The following is a 17,853-nucleotide window of genomic DNA, read 5'->3' on the forward strand; positions in this document are numbered from 1 at the left end:
GAATAATTACAGATAAAAGCAAAAAACGGCAAAAAGGAGCAAATGCTCAAAAGATAGATTATCTTTAGTTTTCGAACTGAAAATTAAACTTAACGCACAATCGAATCGATTTCAAAATCAGCCGTATGAAGTTGTTGGTAAAATACACTGGGCTAGTCTTTTATGCTTTAACAGTGGCACTTTCAGCAGTTGCTAATGATACCGATGAAGGTTTAATTGAAGGACAATTGATTAATAGGGTCAATTCCCAGGCTGAAGAACTTAAAGTAGATTTTTCCTTTCCCGAGGAGGCGGCATGTTCGGGTACTACCATCCAATTCACATCGGAGGTTACAGGCAAGCCTCCATATAAATACTCATGGGATTTCGGAGATGGAACTAATTCAGACAAGCAACACCCAACACATGTCTATAACTCGCAAGGGTGTGGCATTGAGGTGTATACGGTTGTATTAACTGTTACGGATGGTGACACAATCTCTAACGCGATAAATAAGCAAATTGAAGTAAAGCAAAAACCAGATATTAATTTTGCTGACCCAGAAGATGAGTTCGGCAACAACCCATTTAACAACTGTTCTTTCGCATCTATCGAAAATCCAAGTTATACAATAACAGTAGAGAATACCTCACCATCGGCAAATTGTATTAGCAACTACGATATTGACTGGGGAGATGGAAATTTTGAGACAAGTATCTCTTTTCCAATAACACACACTTATGATTTTTTAGGTGCGTACAAAATGGTTATCAGTGCAATAGGGGATAATGGCTGTAAAAACGACACAATGTTTGTTGTAAAGAACCAGACTAATCCATCAGGAGGAATTAACAGTCCAGGTGAGACGGCAGGACTTTGTTCTCCAACAGACGAATTGCAATTTACAATTTCACAGTGGGGTAACAATGCTCCTGGAACTAGGTACGAAATTGACTATGGCGATGGAAGTGAAATTAAGACATTCTTTCAAGATGAGATGATGAATTCCGAGTATTATGATGCTGATGAGCCATCTGCTTCTAGAAATTTTCCAATTCCACATTCCTATACTATCTCAAATTGCCCAAATGAACCATTCGTTATAAACATGGACATTATTAATGAATGTTTAACTACCCCTGCATCTGTAGGTGGAATAACCGTATATTCTGTTCCACAAGCAGATTTTACTGTGCCTTCTGCTTGTGTTAACACAAGTGTTTCATTTACAAATACTACAATTCCTGGCTTTGATAGCCAATGTAGGCAGAAATCCAACTTTACTTGGGATTTTGGAGATGGTTCAGATGTTATAAAATTAGTAAATGTTGATCCCCAAAGTGTTTCTCATACATATACTGCTCCCGGCGAGTATAGCGTGACCTTAACAGCCAAAAATAGCAGTTGTGGAGAAACCAGCATAACCAAACAAATAACAGTTAGCGAACTTCCAACGGCAACAATTTCCGGGGATAATAGTGTTTGCGTTGACGATGAGTTGCCCTTGATAACATTTGTTGGTGCTAATGGTACACCACCATATTCCTTTAATTACAGAATAAATAATGGAAGTATTAGAACGGTATCAACAGCTGATGACAAAAATAGTGTTACCGTCGAAGTTCCCACTAACCAGGCAGGAACATATATTTATTCTCTGGAAAGTGTTAAATCGCAGACTTGCTCACAAACTCAGAGTGGCACTGCAGAAGTTGTTGTTAATCCGGCTCCAAAAGCAACCATTGCAGGTGATCAAAATGTTTGTCTTGGGAGCGATGAACCCCGTATTACTTTTACCGGAATTGACGGAACTCCACCTTATACTTTTACATATACTATTAATGGAGGTGATGAGCAGCAGGTTACAACAATAACAGGAGATACTGTAACTGTTTCGGCACCCACTAATGCTGTAGGAACTTACCACTATAATTTAATCGATGTTCAGGAAACGAGTGTAAATGCATGCGCACAGGTACAGTCGGGCACTGCGACCATTACTGTTAATCAACCACCTTCTTCACTCGACTTGACAGATTATGAATATTGCAATGGTGTAGCTACATCGAAAATAAGTTTTTCAGATACAGTTCCCAATACCACTTTTACATGGGTAAATTCAAATACAGCTATTGGATTAAGCCAAACAAATGGAATGGGAGATATTCCTTCATTTATTGCCAGAAACACAGGAGATAGTGCAATAACGTCAATAATTACTGTCACTCCTGAGTCTATGGCTTGTGTCGGAGAAAGTCAATCATTTAAAATTACCGTGAATCCATCAGCAACAGTTCAATTTTCACCCGATAACCAAATGATTTGTTCCGGCGGTAATTCGGAAGAGGTAAAATTAAGCAGTACTACTACCGGTGCAGTTTTTAGTTGGACAGCAACAGAGCCGGCCGGAATCTCTGGAGTAACAACAAGTGGCTCAGATATAATTCCAGTACAAAATCTAATTAATACAACGGATACACCGATAGATGTAATTTATACCGCACAAGCAACTGTTTCGGGCATGACATCATGTGAGGGTGCTGAATATAAATACATTATTACCGTTTACCCTGAACCTGTAATTACGGAGGTTTACGAAGAAAGTATTTGTAATAATTCCGCATTTACAATTATTCCTGAGAACAATAGTGAAAATGTTGTTCCATCCGGAACTCAGTACATATGGGACCTGCCTGTCATAAGTCCTGCCGATGCTTTAGTGGGGGCAGACGAACAGAATGTGCCTCAAAACAGAATTAGTCAAATCTTAGAAAACAAAACAACATTAGTTGCTACAGCCACATATACGGTAACTCCTTTATTAGACAATTGTGCTGGCACCCCGTTTGAAGTTGTCGTATCCGTAAGTCCAACCCCGACAATCGATTCGATTTCCAATATAATCTTATGCGAATCAGACCTGAGTGATGAAATTGTTTTTACAGGAGTTATACCCGGAACATATTTTGAATGGGAAACAAATAACTCAGGTATTGGTATTTCGCTGTCTGGTACCGACTCAATTCCTCCTTTTACTGCTGTAAACAATGGCACTTCGCCAGTTAAGGCAACCATTACGGTAGTGCCCACTTTAAATATTGGGACTGGAGAATGTAAAGGTGAACCTTATCAATTTACAATCACTGTCAATCCTTCAGCTCAGGTTAACAATCCTGGAGATATAGATGTATGTATTGGGGATAGCGTTAAAATTGAATTCACAACAAACAATTTGGGAGGAACTACAAGCTATACATGGACAAATAGTAACAGAAGAATAGGCTTAGAAGGTACAGGTACTGGGGATATTTCATTTGCCCCTGTAAACAGTGGAAGCACTGTCACAACTGCTACCATTGAAGTTACACCCAATTATAGTAGCAATGGAGTTTCTTGTACCGGTGAGGCTGAACAATTTATAATTCGTATAAATCCGGAGTTAAGCATGGATCAGCCATCCGACCAAATTTTATGCAACGGAGCACCAACTGATAGTGTATTTTTTAATGGGAATTTGCCTGATATGAAATTTTATTGGACGAATGATAATCCTTTGGTAGGGCTGGGATCCAGTGGGGAAGGAACCATTCCTACTTTTGTAACCCAGAACAACACTGCCGATACACTGGTTTCAACAATAACAGTTACTCCCTCATTAAATAATTGTAATGGTGAAACTAAAACATTTTTAATAAAAGTAATACCTGCTGGCATTTTAACACAACAACCGATATCTAATACTATTTGTCTGGAAGAAACACTTACAGAGTTATCTGTAGACTATAAAAACGGAACCGGAACACCGGTTTACCAATGGTATAAAAGTACCTCAAATAGCACATATGGAGGAGTGGAAATACCTAATGCCACCGCACCAACCTATTTGCCGCCAAATACATCTGCCGGTACCAGCTATTACTATTGTGTAATTTCTTTCCCTTCTGGAGATTGTAGTACGCTAACTTCTAATGTTGCTGAAATCATTATTAATCCTTACCCCGTAATTTCAACATATACTATAGATATAAGTAGCGGAAAGACCTTTTCAGTTGAGCCTGATTCATTAAATGGAGACATTGTTCCTGAAGGAACTACGTACACTTGGGAAGAGCCGGAAATATTACCTCTTGGGAGCGTTACAGGAGCGAGTGCAGAAATAATTCCGCAAGCATTAATAAGTCAAACTCTTACAAATAATTCAACTAGTACTTCCACTGTTATTTATAAAGTTACTCCTACATCCGGTTCTTGTGTGGGGGAAGTTTTCAATGTTGTAGTAAATGAAAGTCCTCCGATGAACACAAATGCAGTTGTAAATCATATTCCGTGTTATGGGGCAAATAACGGTAGTATTGAAACAAAAATCGAAGGAGGTTCACCAATTAGTTCGGAGAATCCATATTTAATGCAATGGACAGGCCCCGATGGTTACACTTCTTCAATGGAAAGTATATACAATTTAAAGCCTGGCATATACGATCTGGAGGTTACAGATGCTATTGGCACGAAATATAACTTTAGCTATACTATAACAGAGCCTGAGGATATTGTTGTAACATTAGATACAGAGAAGAACATTAGCTGCAATGGAGCAGAAGATGGTGAAATCACACTTACTGTAACGGGAGGGACAGGTGAATATACGTACGAGTGGAAGAAGGATGACCTTTTCTTTTCAGACAAACAGGACATCACAAATTTGGCACCTGGAGAATACAGCGTTTCAGTGACTGATGAGAATGATTGTGGACCAAAGATGTTAACATTCGAAATTACTCAGCCTGATATTCTGGATATTAATATTCTGAGCATTACCAACATTGAATGTTACGGTGATAATACTGGGGCTATTTCAATTGATGTACAAGGCGGAACTATGAAGGAAATGGCTCCGGGAGTGTTCGATTACCAATATTTATGGAGTGGAGATAATGGTTTTTCTAGTACGGAGCAAAACATTAGCGATTTAGTAATTGGGAATTATACCTTGTGGGTTGTCGATGCTTTCGGTTGTACTGATAGCCAAGCAGTTCAAATTGAAGAGCCCAATGAAATTGAGGTATTTGTAGAACAAACTTCCATAAGTTGTTACGGAGCCAGTGATGCTTCGATTAGTTTAACAGTTTCAGGTGGCGTGTCTCCATATGATATTGGTTGGAGTAATTTTGCGACTGGTGCATTTCAAGATAACTTATCACCTGGCGATTATATCATTACCATTACTGATGCTAACGGATGCCTAAAAGTTATTACAGAAACTATAGCTGAGCCAGACGTGTTTACAATCAATCCGGTTGTAAAAAATGTTTCGTGTAATGGTTTAAACGACGGTAGCATTAATTTAAATTTCATAGGTGGGCAGCCACCCATTAATTTTAGTTGGCTTGATAATGAAACAGCAGGAGCCACGCGAAATAATCTTCCACCGGGAATATATACCGTAAACATTAGTGATAATGCCGGGTGCTCAATAAACGAATCTTTTATAATATTAGAACCGTCTCCATTGCAGCTAAAAGCCGATATAAAGAATTCATTGGATTGTATTGAGGATAATAGCGGGGCAATTGACCTTCACGTAGCAGGAGGGCAAACACCATTTAACTATTTATGGTCAAACGAAGCAACAACCGAGGATCTGTTAAATATTCAAGCCGGAGATTATTTCGTTACAGTTACCGATATGATGGGCTGTTCAGAAATAGCACAATTCTCCGTTGATAGACCTTTGCCATTAGAGTTAGAAGTAGATACAAAGATTAATTACGATTGTGAAAGTCAGGAGGTGACAGAAATTTGCACAGCTGATGTACGTGGTGGCATGCCTCCGTATCAATACAATTGGTCCGTTGGAACAGTTAACGATTTGAATCCTTCAGTAATGGAAACCGAACTCAGTGGAATGGTTGTATTAACAGTTACAGATTCCGTGGGATGCTCTATTATAAACAGTTTCGAGACTTATATCCCTCAGATTGGATTGACAAACAAACTCATTAATTGCAATGATCATGCTTACCAGTTTGAAGCTTTGGTTGCAAGTGAAGATAGCAAATACACATTTGAATGGAATTTCGACGATGGAAATACATCTAGCTTAAAAAATCCCATGTATTCTTTTAACACGGCAGGTGCTTTTAATGTACAGCTTTCCGTCACAAACGATATTACCGGATGTGTCAGCACATTCAACCAAGTGATTAATGTTGAACCAATACCCACCATTTCGCTTAGTGAAGCTCCTCAGTTTTGCGAGGGAGATTCAATTCTTGTTTTTGCAAATGGAACGGATTATTTTGAGTGGAGTGACGGTACGTTCGGTGATAGTATTCTGATAACAGATATCGGGAATTATAGCGTTATTGGTACTTCTATAAATGGATGTAAAGACTCACTTAGTTTTGAGGCAACTAATTTTGAAGACATTGGTTATGCTATATCGGCGGATAAGGAAGAAGTTACACCCGATCAAAACGTTGTATATTTCTCCACAGAAAACATTCAATATTCGGATTATACCTGGGATTTTGGAGATGAAATTGAAGGCTATGCATCAGATATTTCCCATAGCTATGATATTACAAGCGACGGTTTTTATAGTGTACTTCTAAATGTTATTAATCCGTATGGATGTCTTGAACAAGATTCAATAAGGATTATTAGAAACATCGTTGACATACCAAATACCTTCACACCAAACGGAGATGGAATTAATGATTTCTATTTATCGGGATGGAATATTAAAATCTACAATAGAAATGGAATATTGATGTTCGAAGGCGACGAAGGTTGGGATGGTACCTATAATGGGAAACCAGCCGACAATGACACTTATTTTGTAATTGTTTATGACTCTTCTGCTGAAGGAAGTAAGTACAGAACTAATTATGTAACTGTTTTGCGTTAATTGAGTTATCAGCATGAGGAGTAAAAAAATATACCGGATTTTGGAATACAATTGGATTAACCGGGCGCTAACAGCACTTGTATTTTTATTTATTTACTGCTTGCCTGGCTTTTCGCAGTCGAATATTAGAATAAACAATTACTGGGAGAACACCTATTATATTAACCCTGCCTCTATTTATGGTGAATACAATTTTGTACTAACCGGGGCTGGTCGTAAGCAATGGATCAATTTTCCGGGGGCTCCTCAAACATTCTTTACCACATTTACTGCGTATAGTGATCATTTAAATACGCAGTTGGGCTTAAAATTTTTTAGTGATAAAATCGGTTATACATCACTCAAAAACCTTTCATTATCCTATTCCTACTCTGTAAAACTCGATGATGCACATAAACTCAATTTGGGCGTATCCGGAAATGTCCAGGATGTACTGTATGATATGAATGAGGCAAATACAGAAACAATCGGAGATCCTGTGGTATATGCCAATCAGAATAAAATGACCAATTTTAATGCAGACGTCGGATTTGAATTGGTAGGCAGATATTTCCTTATCGGTGCTTCCAGCCAGAATCTATTGTCGTTGTTTAATGAGGATAATAAGCTGCAAACAAATGCCAGTTTTTTATATGGGTCATATAATATGTTGTCCGAACAACCAGTTCGTTTACGTACCGGCATAACATTCATAAAAAATGATGCATTAAACCAACTTGAATTCAATTTATCCAGCTATTTTAGTTTTAACAGACACCCTGATTTATTCCAGTTAGGCGCATTGTACCGCACAAATAATGAGATTGCCGCACTATTTAGTATCGACCTGATAAGTTCAGTTCGTTTGGCATATAGCTACGACTTTTTTATCGGAGATATTAGAAGAAGTTCCTACGGTAGTCAGGAAATAATGTTGATCTGGAAATTTAGTGAAATACCGGGCTGTGCTACATGTTATAAGTTGTTTAAGTAGAGGGATAAGGAATATTGCCCATTACCTAATTCCGGAATTTTACCAATATTTCTTATTACTAAAGCTCGGATTGAAAGAACTCCTTACACAACGGAATCCGATATATGATTTAGCTGAATCCTGATATTCAAAATTGCGTGTTGAAGCTCGAATATTACTCGCAATATCTTTCCATGAACCGCCACGAACCACTTTTCGTTTCATAACAGGCGGATCATCTGGCCTTGCATTATATCCTAGACTGGGATTTAAATCATGAATGTATTCATATGCAGCTTCATCAAAGGCATCATTCGTCCATTCGGCAACATTTCCTGACATATCGTATAAACAAAAATCGTTTTGCTCGAAACTTCCTACTTCCATTGCGGTCATTCCTTCGTCGTCTACATAATTCCCTCTTAGGGGCTTAAAGTTTGCCATGTAATCATATCTATTATTTCTTGAATAATAGTTACCCCAGGGATACATCGCATTGTTTTTACCTCCCCGTGCAGCGTACTCCCATTCTGCTTCAGTCGGTAGACGATAATCATTTACTGTAGTCTTCTGCTTGTTTTCCAGAAAATCATTTTGAAGTTTCGAACGCCAGTGACAGAATGCTTTTGCCTGTTCCCAGGTAATACCAACAACAGGATAATCATAAAATCCGGGATGTGAGAAATAGTAGTTTGCAAGAGGTTCATTATAAGAATAGGTAAAATCCGCGATCCACACCAAAGTGTCGGGATAAACGTGAACCTGCTCATGCATAATGAAAGATGATCGATCTACAATTGGTACCAACTCGCCGTCATTATTGTATACGTTCCCATCATACTTTTGCTTTTCAAAATTATATCTGTTGCGTTTTTTTGCTGCTTGTTGCAAATCAATCCACCAGAATTCATACACCAATTTACGTGTATCAATTTCTTTCTTACCATAAAAACGTTCATTTTCGGGCAGGTATAAATCCTCCATGGCGGTCAGATAATCAGGGTCGTCCCATTCTATTTTTTCATCCCAGTTAATTTTAGGTGGATCAATTGGATTACCATTCTTATCTTCTGCAATCAAGAATTCTGAATACTGTTCACTCAACATTTTACGCGCCATTGATTCTTTTACCCAGTTTACAAACTGACGGTACTCGCTATTTGTGATTTCTGTATCATCCATCCAAAAGGCTTCAACTGAAACAGTTTTTGTTGGTGTATATGCCGAATTTGGTTCCTGATCACTTGGCCCCAGAGTATAAGATCCTTTGGGAATAAATTCCATCCCAAGGGGAGTATTCTCTTTCCAATTACCTTTGTTCTTTACTCCAATTAATTCGCCATTTCCGGATTTACTGCATCCTGACACGACAAAAAATGTTAAAATAATTATTGATAATAACGGAGTTAGCTTCATACCCTTACTTATATGTGTTCTTTATCTTTTATCTTACGGTTATTCTCCTGTCCCTCATTCAATAATCATATCAAATCACATTGGGCGGGCCCAAACAAAAATGCAAACTATTAATTAACTGCTTGACTGATGCGTTGTCAGGATATGTCGTTGAATATCATTGGTTTTTTCAGAATAACATATGTTATAAAAGTATAATAAAAAAATGATTTGTTGATATCACATGCTTATAATTGTAAGTAAGTGAAAATATGACCTAATTTACTATGCAGTCAGATGTTTCATATCCATTGTAAATTGAGTATGGCGAGTGTTAGCTTAAAACAAGTGCTTTTATTTGGGAAGGTCCAACATGAGCTTGAACTTAATTTTAAGATTCACACATTCAATGCGATAGAGTAGGGGTATTTTATAGCTCTCGAATGTTACACCTTCTGTTTTTAATCATGTGTCTGAACTCCTTAGATATGATAAAACTGTCTCTTCAAACCGATGTACGTACTGAATGGTTATGAACGTCGGGACTACAAAGGTCGCTGATTATCAGCGGCCTTTTGTTTTATCATATCCTAAGTTATACCCTTTAAAATAAAACGTTTAAATATGGTCGAATTGGAAACTTCCACACAGGATGTTTCTAATCAATCGAACATGGATACAATATACTAACTAAATGTTTTTACCAAGTAACAATCATTGAAATTTTAACGACAAATTCTAAATTTTGAAGCTTATGAAATTCCTTTTACTTTATTTATTTGGAGGTGCAATAATTGGGCTAATAGTATTTCTGATTGCCGCAGCTATTGGCCTATTTAGCCACATTACAAAGAAGAAAAACAAATAGCTGATTGCCATTACTTCAGACAATTGCGAAAAAGAAACAAAAAAGTCCAACTCAAACGAGTTGGACTTAAAATATGTATTCTGATTAAAACCGTAATAACTAACCATAAATTCTTTTCTGATATTTGGTTGTAATGGTTTCGTTCTTAAACTATTTGATTTTCAAAGTATTGATTTTCTTAACTTCGGTAAATTATTCATGAAGTATTGTCGAATAGCAAGAATTATTTCTTTTTTAACTTCTGGACTGATGTCATCTATTTCATTTAGACCTCTTACAAAATCTGCCTCTAGTTTGGTATAAAGAGAATCTCTATTTTTTAAAAAGTGCATCATTTTTGAAGTTTTAAATACAGTTCGTTTAAACATTGGTCTTGTTGGATCTTTTATCTTTATTTTTAACCAGTTAGTTTCTCCAAGGTCAATATGTGCTCTAAAAACGTATTTTTCAACTGCAAACTCTAGAGGAAGGAAAGTTATTGATGTATATTTTATTGTCATTATTCTCTATTTGTTAAGTTATATCCTGCTTTTTCTTTTAATGCGAGTAGTTTTTTATAATCTGTTTTATTTCCATTGATTTCTTTCATGAGCTCTTCTGCTAAAGCCTTTTTTTCTTCGTCTAAAAATCTGTCAGGGTGATAGTTTCTTGATAACTCTTTATGAAGTTGGGATGATTTATTGATGTTATTCATTAAGTTATCCATATCGATATCTTCTTTTTTAAATACTCGATAATTCTTTCTTTCAGTTCTTACCTTTAATCTTTTTCTTTTGTGAAAAAAAAGAAATGCTACCGTTATTGGTAACATTGTAATTAATAAAATAATATATGGATTGAATAAAACTGAACTATTCATTTAGCATTCCTCCAATCTTAGCATGATTTTCTAATTGCCACTGTAATCCTGTTTTTCCAATATTGTCGTGAACTTCAAGCGTATCCCAACCAAGCGAGATAAGCTTTCTAACTAATATTTCGTTTTCTATAATGATATTCCCAATAAGATTCATTTCTGATTTTAACAATTCCCTACCTGATAATGCTTTTATTCTAAAACCAGCTGCTAAAAACTTTGAAAAACTGTGTTTATAACTAAAATTGCCCTTTGTGATACTTGCATTTAGTAAAGTTTCAGCTTCTCCGTTTACAAAAGCTCTTCTTGAAAGTGTATTAAATTCTTTAATAAGTTTTCTTCTTTCTTTAAAATCTCCAAACCAATCAATTATTCTATTCCACATAATTAGTTTTGTTTTTATTTAGTTTCTAATATCTATTTTCTTTAATAATTCCGGCAGTGCTAACCATGGTAAAGCGGAGCTAATATTCTAAAGGCAACCACTTTTATACTTTCAGGATTAAACCTAAAATTCTAAGGCGTTTTTGTCTTAGTAGTTTGTTTGCTGGAGCAGTTTATGATTTTGTATTTATGGTTTGTGAGCCAAAATAATGAGAATTAAATTATGATAAAAGAAATTATAAGTAAAATGATCAACAGATATAAGTTGAAACTATTCAGATAATAATTAGCCTTTTAATCAAGATCCTATTAGACAGGAAATAAGGTATTCGTCATCAATCGTCGGCAAAATACACGCCAAGCATTTTTACGTGTTATATCAAGTACCGGTTTTACAAGGCATATAACACATAAAAATCCCTTCAGGTACCGTTGGTAGCTTGTCATGTTTTTTGCGCTCCTCAATCTTCCTCATGGCAGCTTCCACTGTATTTTAAGCACATGTAGTCGTTCCTTTGTACAAGAGCTTAAAATCCAACCGCTGCCTGTGTTGGGCTCGCCTGCGGATCGCTCAGGCTTCAACCGGGATTTTTTAAAGTGATGGTCTGGCGGTTTCGTCTATTTCGTTCCTTCGTCACTGCACAGATATCACACAAACCGGTTTCATACTTCAACCTGCTTTTTGTGAGACCCTCGCTCAACTCGCAGACGGCTCGCGATGCTTGAACGATAACTGCAACCCATTTCATTCATTGCATTTATTATTCAGCCGTATTAGTCTGACAAGAACCCGGATCGTACAATAATACAGGCTTTTAATATCTCACTACTTTTTTTAATGAAGAAGCGTATCGGTGTTTTGTTTAAAGAATTACCTACCTCCTTAGTTAATTTAGAATAGTTCTTATGAGGTTTTTTTCAATTTTTCAATAAATTTGAATCCAATCAACCCAAATTTGGCTTATGAAATTAAAATTCAATAACTACCTAAAGGGAATATTTATAACATCTGTAGCAACTTTGTTCCCTAATAAGGATAATTTGGCAAATGTTTACGATGTTTCTAAATTGGAATTAGATGATAATTCAATTGGATTGAATGAAAATAACCGGGATTTATCTCCTAAATTCATTATAAGTTTTAACGATGATGATACTTATAATGTAAACTCGCACAGAAGCCATAGGTCCCATTCTTCTCATAGAAGCCACAGTAGTCATCGATCCCATTATTCGAGTACAACTGGTACAAGTTCGCAACAAAACAATAGTAATTTGAAAGTGCCTACTACCACTAATAATACTACGCAAAATACAAATCCAACATTATATTCTCTTGGAGACAGAACTATTAAGTCAGGCATGTCAGGTGCAGATGTTACAGAATTAGTAAATCTTCTTTTAAAGAAAGGTTATCTTGAACTGAAAGATGGAACAACAAAAGTAACCGGAATTTATACTTACGAAGGAGTTATTGTTGATGCAGTAAAAAGTTTTCAAAAGGACAAAGGATTAACCGAGGATGGTATTGTTGGACCGAGTGTGATTTATGCATTAAAACATTAGCATGTTCGATTTTAATCTTTTAAGTGAGAATAAGATATCTTTTAAAGTTAGCAATAATTTATTCTCTGATAGAGTAATTACAAAAGTTATGTATTGGCTTCAAAGTTCTTATGTAATAGAGTGGAAAAAAAATGAAGAATTTTCAGAAATTAAGCTAGTCAAAAAGAATGGACATTTCAACGATGAAGAAAGGGATTCACTATATAAAAGAATAAGTCAGGACCTTATAGATTTTAAGACGAGAGCTTTAATTTTTGAAGAAACCAAGGAAATCAGAAATATACTTTTAATTAAAGCCTTTGCGAATAATGATGATTTTGAAGACTATTTCCTAACAAAAGATTCTCCAACCTAGATCTCACTATGTATTTTTTATTACCATTTAAGTTCATCGACATTGATGATAAAGAAATATTAGTAAATGAGGTCGGAGACTACCTGGTAGTCGAAAGAGGTACTGCGGAAAGAATTGTAAATAGAGAAATTCAAAATGATGGGAAACTTTTCTATGATTTGCATGCTAATTATTTCATTTCGCAATCTAGGATTCCGAAACTTATTGACAATTTAGCCACAAGGTATAGAACTAAAAAGTCATTTCTCAACGATTTTACCTCGCTCCATATTTTTGTTATGACATTGCGATGCAATCAAAATTGCGAGTATTGCCAGGCTTCAAGCGTTGTATGTAATGAATCTAGCTATGATATTTCTTATGAGGATTTAGATCATGCAATTAATCTGATGTATCAATCCCCATCTCCTTCATTAACAATGGAATTTCAAGGAGGAGAACCAACTTTGGTTCCTGAAAAATTAGAGTATGCTATTCAAAAGTCGGAGGAATTAAATCTATTGTATAATAAAAGGATGACATATGTTTTGTGTACAAACTCAATTGAATTAAACGATAAGATTTTGTCAATTTGTAAAGATTATCAAGTATTGATTTCAACATCACTTGATGGTCCAAAAGAGATTCATGACGTGAATAGAAATAAGGAGGGGAGTTATGATAGAGTGGTCAATGGGATACAAAAAGCGAGGGAGGCACTTGGATTTGATAGAGTATCAGCATTAATGACTACATCATTTTTGTCGCTTGATTACTCAAAAGAAATTGTAGAAAGTTATATCAGAAACGGCTTTACAAATATTTTTATTAGAGCATTAAATCCTTATGGATTTGCTCGCGAAAATGATTGGGATAGTTATTTCGAGAGATTTATTGAATTTTATAAAGAAGTTTTAGATTACATAATTGAAAAGAATAAGCAAGGTGTATTTTTTATTGAGGATTTTACGGCGTTGATAATTAGGAAGATACTTACGCCTTTCCCTATTGGATTTGTTGATCTCCAATCTCCAGCAGGGATAATAAATAGTGTTATAGTCTATAATTTTGACGGGTATGTATACGCATCAGATGAATCAAGAATGTTGGCAGAAAATGGAGACTATACATTTAGGCTAGGTAAAATTTCTGATAGTTATGAAGAAATCTTCTATGGGAATAAAGCTCAAAACATTTCACTTTCTTGGTCTACTGAATCACTTACAGGATGTGCAGATTGTGCATTTCAGGGATATTGTGGGGCTGATCCAGTAAGAAACTATGCAATTCAAAATGATATGATAGGATTCAGGCCAACATCTCATTTTTGTTTCAAACATAAAGAAATAATTAAACATATATTTTCACTTTTGATTCATAGAAAGGATGAGGTCTTGCCTATTTTCAAAAGCTGGATAGCTTAATTTAGATGCAAAATACGATACCAATTATATCAACAAACATTGAAGGAAGTTTCCTATTAGAGTTTAAGGGGCAACAGAATTGGTTCGGCTATAACTTGAATTCTAGTATTCCAAGACCTGAGTGTGTTTTGGTGTCTGATTCAGAGTATAGTAACTCTCTTTTTGTTAGAGTGAAGGATTTACAGTTAAATGAGCTTACGATTGGTGATATATATTTTATTTCAAGATCCAATTTAAGGTTGGTATACAAAGAAGGATCACATGAGAATGTGTTATTTCTGACAAATCAGTGTAATAATCATTGTCTAATGTGTTCTCAACCACCAAGCGAAAAGGATGATATACCTTTTTTCTTTCATTTTAATAAAACTTTGATAGGCATATTGCCAAACCATATTCAAAATATCGGAATTACAGGGGGAGAGCCAACATTATATGGAGATAAACTTCTTGAAATAATTGAAGTACTAGTGAATAAAAATCCGGATATCAAAATTCATATTTTAACTAATGGTCGCTATTTTAATAATTTTGAGAAAACACAACTATTTCAGAAGTATAGTGGCCAATTAACTTGGGGTATACCAATACATTCTGATTTTTATGGCATCCATGATGAAATAACAGATAATGATTCATCTTATTTTGATACTCTCCAGGGGATTTACAACTTGGGACGAATTGGAAGTTCAATAGAATTGAGAATCGTAATTAATAGGATTAATTTTAGCAGATTATTCGAATTATCGGAATTTATATATAAGAACATGCCATTTGTGAGACATGTGGCATTTATGGGGATGGAATATTTCGGACTTGCTGTTAAGAATCATCAACGACTTTTAATAGATCCAATAGATTATGCAGATGATTTAGAAAGAGCTGTTATAAATCTTGCTACATGGAAAATGAATGTCTCAATCTATAACATACCATTTTGCTTGCTAAGGCCTTCACTTTATGAGTTTTCTAGAAAATCTATATCTTCTTGGAAGATTGTATATTCACAGGAATGTAGTTTTTGTAGTATGCGTCAAGTCTGTGGAGGCATGTTTGGAACTTCAAAATTTCAAAGTGAAAATATTAAGGCAATAAAGTATGAAGCGTAATGTTTCAAATATATATAAATATCTTGCCTATGTCTTGATTCATTTACTGTTAATAAATCCTCTGACATTATTTCTTTTAACGAAATCTGTATTAATCACACTTCTAATTAGCCTGGTTTTATTAGGTGTGACATTATATATTATTCTTCATGACGGTAATATAAGAGTCAAAGTGTATTACTATAATATTCTTTTCTTAGTCAGTATTTTTTATAATGCAGAACTAATATTTAGGGTAAATTTTACGGATTATAATATTCCAAATCTATACGAAATAAGAGGTAAGTATTATTTTAATAAAGGTAATCTTACTAAGGTTCTAGATGATGGCGAATATGTGACAGATTATGTGACAAATAAACAAGGTTATAGAATTGCGATTTCTTTAGATCCTAGTATTGAGGTGAAAAAGTGTGATTGGCTATTCCTTGGGGATTCCTTTACCCAAGGAGCGCAAGTTAATTATGAAAAATTGTATACGACGCAACTGTATCAATATTTCCCTGATAAAGTTATTTTAAATGCAGGGATAAGTGGATACAGTCTTATAGATGCTTATAACTACTATGTTAATGAAGGGTGTAAACTTAACCCAGATAAAGTTTTTTTGCAGCTCGGAACTTTTAATGACTTCATGAATGTGACTTCCTCTAATATTGGAATATCTGAGTATTTAATGCAATATTCTGAATTGTACAGATACGTTATTTACAATACAATGTATCAAACACCTAATAGTTTGCCTTTAGGACGCTTCACAGAGCCATTCTATCCTAATGAAAAAGATAACATTGATTATAACATATTTTATAAAGAATCTTCAAGCGTCAAAGAAAATGACATTGCAAATCTGAGATCATATTTAAAGAAATTCAATGATGCAGTTAAACGTAATGGATCTGAACTGATCGTCGTATTATTGCCAACTAAGGAACAAACAAACTATCAATTTTTTGAGCAGGTAATTGAGAACTTCAATATAGAAATATCTAAATTGGATATGCAATTCCCTAATAAAAAGATGGTCGAATTTTCAAAAGAGATTGGATTTCAGGTGATTGATGTTTTGGACTCGTTTCTAATCACGACAGAAAATTTATTCTACGAACAAGACGAACATTTAAATGAGTGGGGGCATGAGGTTGTAGCGAAGACCATTGCTAGTCAACTTGAAGATAATAGACTTTCATATTTATATCTATCAAAGACAAATAATGGGAATAGGTATCCAAATTATTACTCCGGAGATTCACTTATAATATATCAAGGAATAAAAGAAAATCATTTTCAGATTTTTATGAATAATCGGTCCTTCGATGCCGAAATGATACTGTTATCTAGTAATGAAGATAAGATTCATCCAAGAATGTCAGCAAGAGAAAATTATATCGCATATACAATAGGAGATCAAGAGAGTAATAGGACAAAGGTTATTCTTGAAGATTTCAAAGGAGAAGAAGTAAAAGTTTTACCTACCGATCAGAATCAATATGCTGCGATTCCATCCTTTTCAAATGATGAACAATTTCTTGTATATCCAAGCTGGGAATATAATAATGGCCTATTTACGAATCCGATTATAACGCTGTATAATATTCTTAGTGGTGAAAGCTTTTATTTGACACAAGATATAGAAGAAACGTGGAGACCAGTTTTTCATCCAAATGATTCAGTTGTTTATTATATTGGAAAGGGAGAAGACAAAAATTTTTCGATTAAATGCATTAATATTTATACACAAATTGACAGTACTGTTTTAACCACAGATTACAATATCTGGGATCCATGTATCTCTAGTGATGGGAGTGAAATTGTCTTCGCCGGTTATGAAAATGATAACTGGGATTTATTTATTTATAATATTAATTCTAAAAGTATCGAACGCTTAACAGAGACTATTGGAAATGAATGGGACCCATCTTTCAATCGAAAGGCAGATGAAATATTGTTCGCGGGGTCTTTCGGGCTAAATAATGGCATTTATACAATGAAACTAGAATATTAATGTTGCCAACATTCTATTTATTTCTATCACTTATTTTGATAATAATTGGTTATTATCAGCTTTCGAATGTAAT

Annotated in this window: 11 protein-coding genes; 7 read left to right on the top strand and 4 right to left on the bottom strand. The window is 35.0% G+C overall.

The window, feature by feature from the left end; translation table 11 throughout:
• Positions 1 to 125: 125 nt before the first annotated feature.
• Together G4420_RS15380 and G4420_RS15385 are read left to right on the top strand one after the other, a co-directional pair.
• Positions 126 to 6,887 (top strand): PKD domain-containing protein, encoded by a 6,762-nt coding sequence (locus tag G4420_RS15380; RefSeq protein ID WP_163324835.1) that lies wholly within the window; start codon positions 126 to 128, stop codon positions 6,885 to 6,887.
• Between the two features lie 13 nt (positions 6,888 to 6,900).
• Positions 6,901 to 7,860, top strand: coding sequence for a PorP/SprF family type IX secretion system membrane protein (locus tag G4420_RS15385; RefSeq protein ID WP_163324836.1), 960 nt, complete (start codon positions 6,901 to 6,903; stop codon positions 7,858 to 7,860).
• A 39-nt stretch (positions 7,861 to 7,899) separates the two neighbouring features.
• Here the strand turns inward: G4420_RS15385 and porK are convergent, their stop codons facing one another.
• The 4 genes from porK to G4420_RS15405 form a co-directional block, all read right to left on the bottom strand.
• Positions 7,900 to 9,255, bottom strand: coding sequence for a T9SS ring complex lipoprotein PorK/GldK (porK, locus tag G4420_RS15390; protein ID WP_163324837.1), 1,356 nt, complete (start codon positions 9,253 to 9,255; stop codon positions 7,900 to 7,902).
• Between the two features lie 1,008 nt (positions 9,256 to 10,263).
• Complete coding sequence (locus G4420_RS15395) at positions 10,264 to 10,602, bottom strand: hypothetical protein (protein ID WP_163324838.1); 339 nt, start codon at positions 10,600 to 10,602, stop codon at positions 10,264 to 10,266.
• Positions 10,602 to 10,961, bottom strand: a complete 360-nt coding sequence (locus G4420_RS15400; protein ID WP_163324839.1) for a hypothetical protein — start codon at positions 10,959 to 10,961, stop codon at positions 10,602 to 10,604. Before G4420_RS15400 ends, G4420_RS15395 begins: the two co-directional genes overlap by 1 nt.
• Positions 10,954 to 11,343, bottom strand: a complete 390-nt coding sequence (locus G4420_RS15405; protein ID WP_163324840.1) for a hypothetical protein — start codon at positions 11,341 to 11,343, stop codon at positions 10,954 to 10,956. The genes G4420_RS15400 and G4420_RS15405 overlap by 8 nt, the downstream gene beginning before the upstream one ends.
• 962 nt (positions 11,344 to 12,305) lie before the next feature.
• On the opposite strand from G4420_RS15405, the gene G4420_RS15410 reads away from it, so the two are divergent.
• The 5 genes from G4420_RS15410 to G4420_RS15430 are packed head-to-tail and all read left to right on the top strand — an operon-like array spanning position 12,306 to position 17,780.
• A complete protein-coding gene (locus G4420_RS15410) occupies positions 12,306 to 12,908 on the top strand; it encodes a peptidoglycan-binding domain-containing protein (protein ID WP_163324841.1) in 603 nt (200 codons plus the stop codon).
• Position 12,909: 1 nt separating this feature from the next.
• Entirely contained in the window at positions 12,910 to 13,263 is a 354-nt protein-coding gene (hxsD, locus tag G4420_RS15415; protein WP_163324842.1) for a His-Xaa-Ser system protein HxsD, read from the top strand.
• Positions 13,264 to 13,271: 8 nt separating this feature from the next.
• Positions 13,272 to 14,666 carry a His-Xaa-Ser system radical SAM maturase HxsB gene (gene hxsB, locus G4420_RS15420; protein WP_163324843.1) on the top strand — a complete coding sequence of 465 codons (1,395 nt, stop codon included), beginning with the start codon at positions 13,272 to 13,274 and terminating at the stop codon, positions 14,664 to 14,666.
• Between the two features lie 5 nt (positions 14,667 to 14,671).
• Positions 14,672 to 15,775 carry a His-Xaa-Ser system radical SAM maturase HxsC gene (gene hxsC, locus G4420_RS15425; protein WP_163324844.1) on the top strand — a complete coding sequence of 368 codons (1,104 nt, stop codon included), beginning with the start codon at positions 14,672 to 14,674 and terminating at the stop codon, positions 15,773 to 15,775.
• Positions 15,765 to 17,780: a GDSL-type esterase/lipase family protein gene (locus G4420_RS15430; RefSeq protein ID WP_163324845.1), complete on the top strand. Its 2,016-nt coding sequence runs from the start codon at positions 15,765 to 15,767 to the stop codon at positions 17,778 to 17,780. The genes hxsC and G4420_RS15430 overlap by 11 nt, the downstream gene beginning before the upstream one ends.
• Positions 17,781 to 17,853: the final 73 nt, after the last annotated feature.

The organism is Draconibacterium mangrovi, assembly GCF_010586825.1.
Taxonomy (GTDB): domain Bacteria; phylum Bacteroidota; class Bacteroidia; order Bacteroidales; family Prolixibacteraceae; genus Draconibacterium; species Draconibacterium mangrovi.

What these genes read in the sequence shown, in the direction of transcription:
- G4420_RS15405 (WP_163324840.1), bottom strand. Translation starts at nt 11,343, where the DNA reads ATGTGGAATAGAATAATTGATTGGTTTGGAGATTTTAAAGAAAGAAGA.
- G4420_RS15400 (WP_163324839.1), bottom strand. Translation starts at nt 10,961, where the DNA reads ATGAATAGTTCAGTTTTATTCAATCCATATATTATTTTATTAATTACA.
- porK (WP_163324837.1), bottom strand. Translation starts at nt 9,255, where the DNA reads ATGAAGCTAACTCCGTTATTATCAATAATTATTTTAACATTTTTTGTC.
- hxsC (WP_163324844.1), top strand. Translation starts at nt 14,672, where the DNA reads ATGCAAAATACGATACCAATTATATCAACAAACATTGAAGGAAGTTTC.
- G4420_RS15410 (WP_163324841.1), top strand. Translation starts at nt 12,306, where the DNA reads ATGAAATTAAAATTCAATAACTACCTAAAGGGAATATTTATAACATCT.
- G4420_RS15385 (WP_163324836.1), top strand. Translation starts at nt 6,901, where the DNA reads ATGAGGAGTAAAAAAATATACCGGATTTTGGAATACAATTGGATTAAC.
- hxsB (WP_163324843.1), top strand. Translation starts at nt 13,272, where the DNA reads ATGTATTTTTTATTACCATTTAAGTTCATCGACATTGATGATAAAGAA.
- hxsD (WP_163324842.1), top strand. Translation starts at nt 12,910, where the DNA reads ATGTTCGATTTTAATCTTTTAAGTGAGAATAAGATATCTTTTAAAGTT.
- G4420_RS15395 (WP_163324838.1), bottom strand. Translation starts at nt 10,602, where the DNA reads ATGACAATAAAATATACATCAATAACTTTCCTTCCTCTAGAGTTTGCA.
- G4420_RS15430 (WP_163324845.1), top strand. Translation starts at nt 15,765, where the DNA reads ATGAAGCGTAATGTTTCAAATATATATAAATATCTTGCCTATGTCTTG.
- G4420_RS15380 (WP_163324835.1), top strand. Translation starts at nt 126, where the DNA reads ATGAAGTTGTTGGTAAAATACACTGGGCTAGTCTTTTATGCTTTAACA.